This window comes from Spirosoma horti (assembly GCF_054776595.1).
Window position 1 is genome coordinate 116,676 of sequence record NZ_BAAHBQ010000006.1, and the last position, 12,025, is coordinate 128,700.

A 12,025-nucleotide genomic window follows, 5' to 3' on the forward strand; every position below is an offset into this window, starting at 1 on the left:
TGTTTTATAGTTCATCATTAATCATTCTTTATGGAGCCAACAAACAACCCAGACTTCCTGCACGGCTATACGAGTGGTGTGGAAGGCGTTAATCGGGAAACATACGAAGGATACTTATCGAGCCAGATCAATACCGACTGGCTCACGGAACGAATTGACGAGAAACGGACGGAGGTAGCCACGATTAATCAGCAACTTTCTGAAGCCACCGAAGCAAACCGGGCGGCCTTTGCCAACCTTCAAACACACACCCTGCAAGTTGAGCGGCTGGCCAAACAAGTGGGTCAGCGTGAAACGGACCGGCAGGTTGTGCTCGCCGATCAGGCCAGTTTGCGGGAACGCCGGACCAAAGCGGCCCCGGATTATTCGTTGTTTGCGGGATTATTATTTTTGGTCGCGGGTATTTCGTTTCTGGCGGGCGATCTGATCATTTCGCACGAGATCGTTGCTTACGCGCTGAACATCCGCAATACTAACGAAGCCTGGGCCTTTGCCGTTGGTCTGGCCATGGTGTCTATCCTGCTTAAACCAGCCTACGACCGGCTTATTGAGAAACCCTACCAGGAGGACCCCGAGAAAAACGGACGCAAATATGGACAGTTCAAGATTGCGCTGGCGGTGTTCGCGGTTATCACGCTGGCCGTACTGGGCTGGTTTCGGTACGAAGCCTACCGCACGGATCAGCTTAAATCGGCTATCAACAAGTCAGTTCGGCAACTTCAGTTAAACACAGATCCTTCGGCGACAACACAGGTCCTGAGCCCGGCAACGATAAACAAAATCGAAAAACAGTTAAGCGAGTCGAGCGAGTTGAACCTGGCGCTGGTAAATAGTCCCTGGGCGTTGCTTTCCTTTGTTTTGAGTGGTATCCTGTTCGCGCTGGCGGGCGCCGTATGCCTGGGCATTGCCTTACCGGTGATCGCAGCCTTCTGGTTCCGGTGGCTACAGGCCGATATCAAGCTCTGGAAACTGCGTCGTCGGCTGAAACGGCTGGATAAAGAAATGGCTCCGCTCGAAGCTGAACTGGCCGAACAACGCACCCAGCAAAATGTATTGCAGCACAACCTGGATCTGCTACCTGACCTGACAGAGTTGAAAGAGCAACGACAGGCTATAATGGCCGAACTCAACGAGTTGCTGGCCGAACTGAAACTGGCACAAACGGATAGCCGCATCAGCAATTTCAACGATGGGTATGGGCAGGGCGAAGCGACCCGTACGGTTTTGAGCGACGAGGAGCAGCGGCAGCTTCGCAAAGAAATGCTGGCTCTTCAAAATGGTAACCGTAACCGGACGAACGAGTCCCGCCCTGCAGGTACGCCAGCTGCCAACGGCGCGAATGGAAAAGCGCCGGGCCTACGTCCCCACCAGACCATCCGAAAATTTCTCTCAGACGAACTATAGTAGGGTTATTTTTCGGGCGTTCGTGATGTCAGATTCTTAAATCTGACATCACGAACGCAACTAGCTTCTTTGACAAAAAACGCTCTTTCGGTTTTGCAGCCTGAAGAGCGTTTTTTGCGAGTCAACTGTTCGTTCGATAGTTTCAAAAAACCAGAATATGCAGGAAGTCAACGTTTACATTGTCGATGTATTCGCCAACAATAAATACGAGGGAAATCAACTCGCCGTTTTTCTGGATCTGGACAACCAGCTTACCGACGAGCAAATGCAACGAATGGCCCTTGAAATAAACTTTGCCGAAACTACCTTCATCAAAGCGATCAAAGATGACCTTCGGTTTGCGGTTCGCATATTTACCCCTGAGCACGAAGTTCCTTTTGCGGGCCATCCATCGCTTGGAACGAGTTACATCATTGCCAAATTTATTCTGCCGCAAGCCCCAACCCAATTGACGTTAGAACTGGCTCATTCGGACGTTGAAATTTCTATTCTGGAGCCTGATAACCTGGATGAAAGCCTTTTTTTCATGCGTCAGGCACAACCTGAGTTCAGGACTACGTTTACCCGGGAAGAGGTGTCCGCCGAATTAAACATCAGGCTCGACGATATCGATTCATCGTTGCCTATTCAGGAAGTCAGCACGGGGCTCCCTTACATTATTGTTCCGCTAAAAAGCCGGGAAGCCATTGACAATCTGACGCTTACTTTCGAGTCGTTCAGAGACTTTCTGCTGGCTCGTAACAAGTATAAAACGAATAGCGAAACAGGCCATTCAACCTCCCTGTTCTTTTTCACGAACGGCGTTTATGAGACCGGAAATTCATTTAATACCCGCATGCTTTTGACGGAAAACAACAGACTGTCAGAAGATGCTGCCACAGGCAGCGCCAATGGTTGCTTTCTGGCTTACCTGTTAACGCACCAACGTAACAAAATCAAGGCAACTGTCGAACAGGGCTTTCAACTGGGTCGCAAATCGTATATATACCTCGATGGCGCTCTTGAAAACGGTCATTACCAGCTCAATATAGGTGGCCGGAATAAGCTCATTTCAGCGGGCATCTGGTACGTCTAGACTGTGCTAATACCCTTCATCCGTAACCAGATAATAATTCTCGCTTTGCGCCTGTTTGTCTTCGGTCAAAATCTTGACTGTAAGCCATTCCACATGGGTATAGGGATCAAATGAACCGCTTTCTGTTTCGGTAAGTACTTGATTCCGTGCCGCAAGCCGTTGCTTGATAAAGGAAATGGCCTCCTCTCGGGAGTCAAACGTGTCGATCAGATCGCCGAAGTCCAGCGTGGGTTCCGCTTCGGGCAATTCTCCTCTCAGGTTCGAAACGGGCGATTCGGGATGGTTCGGTTTGCCCGGCGTTTGGGGGCTGGCATACAGTTCGATGGTCATTCGGGCGCGTAGGTTTATGGTCGGGCAGCCTGGCAGGCTACCGCTCTGTGTAGAGAACCCCGTGAGGAAAGGAGTGTTAGGAAAATTTCAAAAAAAGGTAAACTTGCGTCGATTTGCCCTAGCGATATGGTTACTAATTTGTGGCTACCGATTATCTCTTTTTTGATCACTTTTACCTACAGTTGGGCCCCGCTAAAATCGGTCCTCTCAACCGAGCCAACCCATTTTCCCATGATCAGACAAAGTCCGTCCAGTTCGGCCGAAGCCAGTAAGAAGAAACAACGCCAGACGTTGTATCAACTGCTTGGCAGGCTCCCCGACCGACACAGACCGATCACTGTCGTGGTCGTTTCCACCCAGGAAACGGATGAACTCATCATCGAAAAGCTTCTATTGGACATCAATGGGCTTGAGCGCGTACCAGCCTATTTTACAAAGCCCAAAAACAAATCGGGTAAGCTTCCTGTCGTTCTGTTTAACCATTCGCATTTTGGGCAATACGAAGTTGGGAAGGAAGAATTTGTTCGTGGCAGACCCGAAATGCAGAAGCCGCCTTATGCACTGGCCTTAGCCCGGGCGGGTTATGCCGGGCTGTGTATTGACAGTTGGTGCTTTGGCGAGCGCCAGGCCCGCAAGGAGACCGACACCTTTAAAGAAATGATCTGGCAGGGACAGGTACTGTGGGGTATGATGGTCTACGACAACCTTCGCGCCCTGGATTACCTGGAAACCAGACCGGATGTCGATGCCCGGCGAATAGCCACTATGGGTATGTCTATGGGTAGTACCATGGCCTGGTGGCTGGCAGCCCTGGATGAGCGCATCAAGGTATGTGTCGATTTGTGCTGCCTGACCGATTATCAGGAGCTAATCAAGGCAAATGGACTTGGCTTACATGGCATTTATTATTATGTACCCGACCTGCTGAATCATTTCTCAACAGCCCAAATCAACGCACTTATTTCTCCTCGTCCGCACTTTGGTTTAGCGGGCCGATTTGATCCGCTTACTCCCTTACCGGGACTTAAAAAAATTGATCAGGCGTTACAATCGGCTTACCAGAAAGACGGGGCTCCATCTGCCTGGCAATTGCGCATCTATGAAGTAGGCCACCAGGAAACAGCCCCCATGCGAGCGGATATAATGGCTTTCTATGCCAAATGGTTGTAACGGGCAGGAGTAGTTTATTCCATTGATCCCTGATTCATACCGACTCAAGGCCTCTTTCCGACAGTTCATACGGATAGGTGATGGGCCGGATCAGGTGCTGACTAGTTTTGCGACCGGTAGACGACAGTTTCTTTACTTTCCCATCGTTTCCCGACTCAATTCATGGATACATTACTACTCCCTCATTTTACCACCAAGCGATCTATACCCGTGGCCTCCATCGAGTACCTGGAAGCAATGGGTAATTATACAACCGTTCACCTGATTGGTAACAAGCCAATGCTTGTAGCCATCACATTAAAACGTTTTTCCGAACGGTTGCCTGCTTTTCTCCGCATCCATAAGGGAACGCTGGTTAACCCCAATCACATCGTCGCCTACAAAACCCGGTTTACGGTGACCCCTTATGTTCAGCTTTCGAAAGATCGACAGTTGGCTATTTCCCGCCGGCAATCCAAGCGGTTGAAACCACAGCTAGCGTCATTTCCGTGGTGTTCTGCCAAGATCTGATGAGCCGGATGCTACTGTCCCTGTCCACACAGTACGTTCAATCAGATAAAACCTTTACTTGCCAATAAATCGTTATTACTAAACCGATACATTAACCTGGGTTTCGATGAACGAACCGAATTTGCTGTTTGAGTGCCTGACGTATCAACAACAGCACTTCCCGCTCAATAACATGCTGTGCGCTAAGGAAGCGGGCCAATGGCGCCACTATAGTACGCAGGAAGTCATAAAACTGGTCAATCAGCTTAGTGCGGGCTTACTGACGCTGGGTATAAACGACGGAGATGGAACCGCTGAAGGACGGAATAAAATTGCTATTCTGAGTGCAAACCGTCCCGAATGGCTGTTGGTCGATCTGGCTATTCAACAGACGGGAGCTGTTTCGGTCCCTATTTATCCAACCATCAACCCCACCGAACTTCAATTCATACTTCAGGATGCCGCCGTAAAACTGGTGTTTATTGGCGACGAGAAACTAGCCCGAAAAGTGGCCGGCATCCAGGCTAACCTCCCTGATTTACAGGAAATCATTACCTTCGACCAGGTTAGCGACGTACGGCATTGGCGGGAATTACTGGTGGAATTAACGCCGGAATTGGAAACACAATTGACAAAGCAGCGGCAGGCAATAACCCCGGCGGATCTGGTCACAATTCTATACACGTCTGGTACAACGGGCACGCCCAAAGGGGTCATGCTTTCGCACCACAACATCCTTAGCAATGTATTCAGCAGTTCCATTCTGCTGAACGAGGTAGGCATTCAGGGCAAAAAAGCGCTTAGTTTTTTACCGCTCAACCACGCTTTCGAGCGGATGGCCACCTATTGTTACATGTATGGTGGAGCCGCCATCTACTACGCCGAAAGCATGGATACGATTGGTGAAAACCTGCGCGATGTTCAACCCACGCTCTTTACCACGGTCCCTCGTCTGCTCGAAAAGATTTATGAAGGCATTCTGGCCAAAGGAGAAGAACTGACGGGCATCAAACGTAGTCTGTTTTTCTGGGCCTTGAAACTTGGTGAAAAATATGAACTTAACGCGCCACAGTCTGTAAGCTATCGGCTTCAACTGGCACTGGCTAACCGGCTCGTTTTCAGCAAATGGCGCGAAGCGTTGGGCGGGCAGATCCGCGCCATCATCACGGGGGCAGCCGCCTGTCAGGTACGGTTGCTGAAACTATTTGGCGCGGCCCAGATCGTGGTTATGGAGGGCTACGGCCTCACGGAAGCATCGCCCATCATCAGCGGTAATCGCCACAGCGACAAAAACCGCATGTTCGGCACTGTCGGGCCGATGCTGAAGGATGTTGAACTCTCTTTTGCAGAAGATGGTGAAATCCTGTGCAAAGGCCCAAACATCATGATGGGCTATTACAAACGACCAGATTTGACCGCCGAAACCGTCATTGATGGCTGGCTTCATACCGGCGACATCGGTACGCTGGTTGACGGTAAATTTTTAAAGATTACTGACCGAAAGAAAGAACTCTTCAAAACCAGCGGGGGTAAATATGTGGCTCCCCAACCCATTGAGAACAAACTGGTGGAAAGCCGATGGATTGAGCAGGTCATGGTCGTGGGCGAAGGGGAAAAGTTTGTTAGTGCCCTGCTTGTCCCGTCTTTTAAAGCAGTAAAAGAATGGTATGCTCAAGAGGGGAAAACCTATCCTGGCGATGACGCTATGGTAACGGACAAAGCTGTTCTGGCACTATTTATGACTGAACTGGAGGCCTATAATCCCTTTTTCAACCATGTTGAGCAGGTAAAAAAGTTTGCCTTGTTACCGGCTGAATGGACGATTGAGAACGGCGAGTTAACCCCAACGCTCAAACTGAAACGGAAAGTGATTCGGGATAAATACAACCAGCAAATTGCCCGTATTTATGCTAGTTAGGTGTCTAACTGATTGGCAATTCGGTCTTAACAAACTACGGTATTCTTGAGTACTGACCTATGATGTTACAAACGCATCACGTGTACCATTTTATCATCCTGTAGTACAATTCACTCAATTTAGCCTTACGGCTAACCTCAACTACCCGTTTATTCGTTAACTGACAAGCTTAAAAGTTGCTGCCATTCGCGCTCCAGTTGCTGAATTATTGTCGAATAAGGTATGTCTTCACCATCGAATGCATGAATGGGCAATTGAGTTCGTTGACCGTTATCGATCAATTCAACTGTCAGAAGTTTGGCACCCGTCAACTGAATGGCATTCACTACGTCAAAAGCGAGTTCCAGCTTGGAGAACCACCACGAAAAATATCTTTTCTGATTATTGGGATCAATTGTTTGTATGAGGATAATCATTGAAAGATAGATTTAGGCTGCCTCGTAAAAATACTCGCAAAGGTAGCAAAGCAGTAAGTATTTATACTCGTTTAATGCATCTTTAATTTAGGTCATTCCACAGGCCTAAACTTGAGTAAACTCAATCAGGCTAATTGCTAGTCCATTTATTCACTTTAGGGCAGTTGACTAATTGGCTACCTTTGTGAATGGATTATTTTAAACACCTGCTCGATTTATTGAAGGCAGAAAGAGACGAAGACCGTAATCAATATCGCAGACTCACAGAATCCACCTCCATAGCCGAACGCAGAGCCAATGGCCTCACTTGGTATTCCATTGCCATTAGAGGGTCTGAAATGAGTCGGGGCGATTATATAACCGTCGAAGTAGAACGAACCACGCATCAGGATCTATCGCATCAATTGCGAACGGGTATGCCCGCCCTGTTCTTTAGTAATCACGACCCTAAAACGGATCGAGTGGAGGGTACAATCGCCTACCAAAACGGTAACCGACTTAAGATCACGTTACTTACCGACGAATTACCCGACTGGTCGCGCGATGGTAAGCTGGGCGTCGAGATGCTCTTCGACGATAAAAGTTATGACGAAATGGAGGAGGCTCTCAAAACAGCCAACATCCTAAGTCAGGACGCTAAAAACAGACTGGTGTCGATTCTAATAGGCCAGTCCGCTCCCACTTTTCATCCCGATACACCGAAACTATCCATTCCAAAACTGAATGACAGCCAGTTGCGTGCTGTCGAAAAAATACGGGCGGCCAATGAGCTAGCGATCGTTCACGGACCGCCCGGCACAGGTAAAACAACTACGCTGGTTCAGGCGATCAAGGCGCTGATCAACCAGGATCATCAGAAGATACTCGTTGTCGCCCCCAGCAATACAGCGGTCGATCTGTTGAGTGAAAAGTTGCACGAAGAAGGGTTGAACGTGCTTCGGGTGGGTAATCCGGCCCGCGTATCGGAGCGCTTGATGGCGCTCACGCTCGACCATAAAATGGCAGAGCATAGCCTGATGAAAGAAACAAAAAAGCTCAAAAAACAGGCGAATGAGTTCAAGAACATGGCGCATAAATACAAGCGCAGTTTTGGCAAGGCCGAGCGCGACCAGCGAAAAGCGTTGTTCGATGAAGCTCACCGGATCATGAAGGATGTTGGTAATACGGAGCAATATATTGTTGACGATCTGATTGCCAAAGCGCAGGTCATTACGGCGACGCTGGTCGGCTCGAACCAGTACATGATTCGTAACCTCAAGTTTCATACGGTTGTCATCGACGAAGCCGGGCAAGCTCTGGAACCGGCCTGCTGGATACCCATTCTGAAAGCGCAGAAACTGGTGCTGGCGGGTGACCATTGTCAACTATCACCGACGATCAAATCGAGCGAGGCCGCCCGTAAAGGACTAAGTACGACATTACTGGAGAAATGCGTAGCCTTGCATCCAGAAGCCGTTACGCTCCTGGAAGAACAGTACCGGATGCACGAGCATATTATGGGTTACTCCTCGCAGGTGTTTTATGGCAGCCAGTTGCGGGCACATGCATCGGTGGCTACCCATTCGCTGTTTCCGGGCGACAGCTCGTTGGTTTTTATCGACACGGCGGGTTGTGGGTTTGACGAAAAACTGGAGGGAACGAGCTCAACCAATCCGGACGAGGCCGCATTTTTGATCAAACACCTGACGCATGTGGTCAGCGAATTAGGTCCCTATTATAGCCCGGAGACGTTCCCAAGTATTGCCATAATTTCGCCCTATAAGCAACAACTGAACCTATTGAATGAGCAGATTCTGCACACCCCTGAGCTAGACCCGTATCGACCTAAACTAGCCGTTAACACCATCGACAGCTTCCAGGGACAAGAGCGGGATATCGTCTATATTTCTATGACCCGAAGCAATGACCAGGGCGAGATCGGCTTTCTGTCGGATGTACGCCGAATGAACGTAGCCATGACCCGCGCCCGCAAAAAACTGGTCATCATTGGTGACAGTGCCACGCTGTCCAGCCTTCCCTTCTATGCAGACTTTATCACCTACGCCGAACGTCTAAATGCCTACCAGAGCGCCTGGGAATGGCTATAGCGCAATGACTTTAGGCGTGTAGCCGCGATCTACCGTCCGTCTACACGCCTAAAGTCCTATCCCGTTTTTAGTTAATCTTGACCAGATCAATCTTGAAAACCAGGATTGAATTAGCCGGAATTTCACCCTGCTCCTGCGAACCATAAGCCAGACTCGGGGGCAGATAGAGCGTGATGCTACCGCCGGGAGCCACTAACGGAATGCCCTCCTGCCAGCCTATAATGAGTTGGCCCAAGTTAAAGCTGATTCCCGAAGCACTATCGAAGGTTTTTCCATTAGTGAGTTTGCCACTGTAGTTAACGGTTACATTGGAGCAGGCCGTTGGCTTATTTCCCGAACCGGGCGACTCGATGGTATAATAGAAACCACGGTCATCGGCTTTGGCGGGTATATGATTGGTTTCTATATAATGTTTCAGCGAAGCCGTTTCCTCTTGCGGTGCCTTGGTTGACACAACGGTCTCCGTACAGGGCTGATCGGCTTGCTGGCAACTACCGGCCATTAATGCCCAGCCTAAGAGGGCAAATACGTATTTTTTCATAAACTGTACTTAGCCAACCGTACAACAGGTACGGCTCGCTTTTGTGAATGGATTAGATATAGAGAATATAGCCAAAGCTACGCAGAAACAGATACTCGGGGCTATTTACAACGAATTTACCCACACAAAAGCGTATTGCTGCACGTGACCTGAATGATTTCTTTTTCGTGATTTATCCTGTAGGTTTATCCTTCTTTTCTGTCAATACCTATGCGTCAACGGAAACCAATTAACCTCCTGCCACTTTTGAGTTTCGTTCTCTATAGCTTCAGCATGTCTATTCCGGCAAATGCGCAGCTGATGAGCCGTATTGACTGTTTTTTGCCCGTTGGTTGGGAGGGTAAAGAAGCGAAGTTAGTGGTTAACCTTCTGCACCAACCTCCGTTAATTGATACAGCCATTGTGGCGAATAGGCATGCAGTCTTCACCGTCAATCTGATCGAATATAGTCCAGCCTACATCTGGCTGGAGGGCAACAGCGAAGATATTCATTTTTTCCTTGATGCGCCCCGAGTTGATATTGCATTCGACCCTAAAGTATTTGCTCAGCCACTTATTACCGGCTCGCCAAGCAGCGAGCTATGGCTTCATCAACGAGAATTATTACATGAGATCGATGAGTCGCATGACAAAGTAAGAGATGATTTTTTTGCTACGAAAAGCGTAACTGATTCATTATTAGTCAATTCACCTTCTACGACTTTACTAAACTTTGAGCCCACTGCTGACTCACTGGCTGATGCGTATAATCAGGTGGTAAGCCAGCTAATTATGGAAAGTCCAGAGGCCGCTTCAAGCTGGTATATATTTGCGTCCCATGTTTCTCGCTTACCTTATTCGAAAACGCTAGCCTTATTTAATGAATTAGCGCTTTTCCGCTCCTATTCCTCTTATAAACAGATACGTGAAATGTTGGCCCGGAATAAAGTGGGCCAGAAGGCACATCCTTTTGATTGGCCCACCACGAACGGAGACACAATTAGATTAGCCGATCAGCAGGGCAAACTCGTTTTACTTGACTATTCAGTGAGTTTTATGGCCTCTTGCCAGCTCCGACACCATGCATTGATAAAACTTTACGCACAGTATCATCCACTTGGCCTGGAAATTATTACTGTTTCGAATGAGTCTAATCGAGAAGCCGGCCAGGAATCTTTTGCGAAAGAAAACTTACCATGGCCTGTCGTCCTGTCTAATCCTAGCGCATTCGACGTAAAAGCCAATTATACGGTTTCAAGAGTTCCCGATAACTTACTCATCGACACTCATAAAACGATAATCGGACGGGATATGTCGTTGAAAGACCTTCAGGACACATTGAAAGCGTTGCTGAAAAAGGAATAGGGGTCGCTATAGGATAGCCCCGGCGACCAAGCCAATGACTATCAGCACATAAGGCGGAATTTTGGTGTATAAGAGCACACCAATCGTCAGTATCACCACCACTACCGATGGCCAGTAGGGAGCCATGGGTTCAAACAGGGCGATAGCAGCCGCTGCCGTTAAACCCGTGCTGGCCGCATTGATGCCCTCCAGCGACGCCCGCACAACCCGGTACCGTTTCAATTGCTCCCAAAAACGATAAACAAAGAAGATGAGAAAGGTGCCGGGCAGGAAAATACCAGCGGTTGAAATAAAACTGCCCCAGAACTGGCCGCTAAGCCCGGCGTCGCGCATGGATAAAGCACCAATGTAGGACGCAAAAGCAAAAACGGGGCCCGGTACGGCCTGTACTAACCCGAGCCCCGACAAAAATTCTTCACGAGTCAGGTAGTGTTTGAAGGCAACAAACTCGTTGTAGAGCATGGGCGTCAGCACTTGTCCCCCACCAAAAACGAAACTACCATTCCGGTAGAAGTTCTCGAACAAGCGCACGGGCAGCAGCTGCGTATAGGCCCCAAGCGTAGCCGCCCCGATGAACACACCAAACCACAGAAAAAAATTAGCCCACTGCACATGCAGGGGCTTTTTCTCCATTCGCTCCTGCTGCTGGTAGGTCAGGGCGGTTGTCAGACCGCCAACCAGCAGCACAATGGGTGTCATGACCGGCGACCGGAATAGGTAAGCTACCACTGCAGCCAGCAGTGCCAGCGCCAGACTGGTTTTATTCTTAATGACTTTTTGCCCGATTCGGTAGCCAGCTACCACCATGAACCCTACGGCCATTGGTTGAATGAAGCGGACAAACTGGAGAGACAATTTTTGCTGTTCCAAGTAATAGATACCCATTCCAGCGGCCGTCATGATGCTTACGGCGGGCAACACCCAAATCAGCAGGGTAATGTAGGCGAGGTTAGGCCCGCCAATTTTAAAGCCAATAGCGGTAATTGTCTGGGTAGACGTTGGTCCTGGCAATACCTGCCCCAGCGCATTCAGTTCCAGCAGTTCCTCTTCGGTCAGGTAGCGTCGCTTCAGCACAAGCCGCTCATAAAACATGGCCAGGTGAACCTGTGGCCCGCCAAACGTCGTTAGCGCCAGAATCAGCACATCTTTTAGAAAGATGAAAAGGCGGATTCGGCGTACGGGCTGAACAGTAGACAGGTAAGGCAGCATACGTGGCGGTTATCTGTGATGATTGACTGATCGCGCACATTC

General features: G+C 49.1%; 11 protein-coding genes. 7 read left to right on the forward strand and 4 right to left on the reverse strand.

Going from position 1 to position 12,025, the window contains the following annotated elements:
- Nucleotides 1–30: 30 nt before the first annotated feature.
- Together ACYVAM_RS18935 and ACYVAM_RS18940 are read left to right on the forward strand one after the other, a co-directional pair.
- Nucleotides 31–1,404, forward strand: a complete 1,374-nt coding sequence (locus ACYVAM_RS18935; RefSeq protein WP_461069850.1) for a LapA family protein — start codon at nt 31–33, stop codon at nt 1,402–1,404.
- A 157-nt stretch (nt 1,405–1,561) separates the two neighbouring features.
- Nucleotides 1,562–2,479, forward strand: a complete 918-nt coding sequence (locus ACYVAM_RS18940; protein WP_461069852.1) for a PhzF family phenazine biosynthesis protein — start codon at nt 1,562–1,564, stop codon at nt 2,477–2,479.
- 6 nt (nt 2,480–2,485) lie between these two features.
- Here the strand turns inward: ACYVAM_RS18940 and ACYVAM_RS18945 are convergent, their stop codons facing one another.
- The gene (locus ACYVAM_RS18945; RefSeq protein ID WP_461069854.1) at nt 2,486–2,809 is read right to left on the reverse strand and encodes a hypothetical protein; all 324 of its coding nucleotides are present in this window, start codon (nt 2,807–2,809) and stop codon (nt 2,486–2,488) included.
- 231 nt (nt 2,810–3,040) lie between these two features.
- Here ACYVAM_RS18945 and ACYVAM_RS18950 point away from each other — a divergent pair, with 231 nt between their 5' ends.
- From ACYVAM_RS18950 to ACYVAM_RS18960, 3 genes are all read left to right on the forward strand, one after another.
- The gene (locus tag ACYVAM_RS18950) at nt 3,041–3,979 is read left to right on the forward strand and encodes a dienelactone hydrolase family protein (protein WP_461069856.1); all 939 of its coding nucleotides are present in this window, start codon (nt 3,041–3,043) and stop codon (nt 3,977–3,979) included.
- 162 nt (nt 3,980–4,141) lie between these two features.
- Nucleotides 4,142–4,489, forward strand: coding sequence for a LytR/AlgR family response regulator transcription factor (locus ACYVAM_RS18955; protein WP_461069858.1), 348 nt, complete (start codon nt 4,142–4,144; stop codon nt 4,487–4,489).
- A 106-nt stretch (nt 4,490–4,595) separates the two neighbouring features.
- Nucleotides 4,596–6,386 (forward strand): AMP-dependent synthetase/ligase, encoded by a 1,791-nt coding sequence (locus tag ACYVAM_RS18960; protein ID WP_461069860.1) that lies wholly within the window; start codon nt 4,596–4,598, stop codon nt 6,384–6,386.
- Between the two features lie 149 nt (nt 6,387–6,535).
- On the opposite strand, the gene ACYVAM_RS18965 is transcribed toward ACYVAM_RS18960, so the two are convergent.
- On the reverse strand, nt 6,536–6,802 hold the full coding sequence (locus tag ACYVAM_RS18965) for a hypothetical protein (protein WP_461069862.1): 267 nt from the start codon (nt 6,800–6,802) through the stop codon (nt 6,536–6,538).
- Between the two features lie 188 nt (nt 6,803–6,990).
- Here ACYVAM_RS18965 and ACYVAM_RS18970 point away from each other — a divergent pair, with 188 nt between their 5' ends.
- The gene (locus ACYVAM_RS18970) at nt 6,991–8,889 is read left to right on the forward strand and encodes an AAA domain-containing protein (protein ID WP_461069864.1); all 1,899 of its coding nucleotides are present in this window, start codon (nt 6,991–6,993) and stop codon (nt 8,887–8,889) included.
- Between the two features lie 67 nt (nt 8,890–8,956).
- Here the strand turns inward: ACYVAM_RS18970 and ACYVAM_RS18975 are convergent, their stop codons facing one another.
- Complete coding sequence (locus ACYVAM_RS18975) at nt 8,957–9,430, reverse strand: FKBP-type peptidyl-prolyl cis-trans isomerase (protein ID WP_461069865.1); 474 nt, start codon at nt 9,428–9,430, stop codon at nt 8,957–8,959.
- 210 nt (nt 9,431–9,640) lie between these two features.
- Between ACYVAM_RS18975 and ACYVAM_RS18980 the strand changes: the two genes are divergently transcribed.
- Nucleotides 9,641–10,774 (forward strand): redoxin domain-containing protein, encoded by a 1,134-nt coding sequence (locus tag ACYVAM_RS18980; protein ID WP_461069866.1) that lies wholly within the window; start codon nt 9,641–9,643, stop codon nt 10,772–10,774.
- Between the two features lie 6 nt (nt 10,775–10,780).
- Here the strand turns inward: ACYVAM_RS18980 and chrA are convergent, their stop codons facing one another.
- Nucleotides 10,781–11,983 carry a chromate efflux transporter gene (gene chrA, locus ACYVAM_RS18985; protein WP_461069868.1) on the reverse strand — a complete coding sequence of 401 codons (1,203 nt, stop codon included), beginning with the start codon at nt 11,981–11,983 and terminating at the stop codon, nt 10,781–10,783.
- Between the last annotated feature and the right edge of the window lie 42 nt (nt 11,984–12,025).

Coding starts and splice junctions, on each gene's coding strand:
- ACYVAM_RS18970 (WP_461069864.1), top strand. CDS start 6,991: ATGGATTATTTTAAACACCTGCTCGATTTATTGAAGGCAGAAAGAGAC.
- ACYVAM_RS18955 (WP_461069858.1), top strand. CDS start 4,142: ATGGATACATTACTACTCCCTCATTTTACCACCAAGCGATCTATACCC.
- ACYVAM_RS18950 (WP_461069856.1), top strand. CDS start 3,041: ATGATCAGACAAAGTCCGTCCAGTTCGGCCGAAGCCAGTAAGAAGAAA.
- ACYVAM_RS18945 (WP_461069854.1), bottom strand. CDS start 2,809: ATGACCATCGAACTGTATGCCAGCCCCCAAACGCCGGGCAAACCGAAC.
- ACYVAM_RS18980 (WP_461069866.1), top strand. CDS start 9,641: ATGCGTCAACGGAAACCAATTAACCTCCTGCCACTTTTGAGTTTCGTT.
- ACYVAM_RS18935 (WP_461069850.1), top strand. CDS start 31: ATGGAGCCAACAAACAACCCAGACTTCCTGCACGGCTATACGAGTGGT.
- ACYVAM_RS18940 (WP_461069852.1), top strand. CDS start 1,562: ATGCAGGAAGTCAACGTTTACATTGTCGATGTATTCGCCAACAATAAA.
- ACYVAM_RS18960 (WP_461069860.1), top strand. CDS start 4,596: ATGAACGAACCGAATTTGCTGTTTGAGTGCCTGACGTATCAACAACAG.
- ACYVAM_RS18965 (WP_461069862.1), bottom strand. CDS start 6,802: ATGATTATCCTCATACAAACAATTGATCCCAATAATCAGAAAAGATAT.
- chrA (WP_461069868.1), bottom strand. CDS start 11,983: ATGCTGCCTTACCTGTCTACTGTTCAGCCCGTACGCCGAATCCGCCTT.
- ACYVAM_RS18975 (WP_461069865.1), bottom strand. CDS start 9,430: ATGAAAAAATACGTATTTGCCCTCTTAGGCTGGGCATTAATGGCCGGT.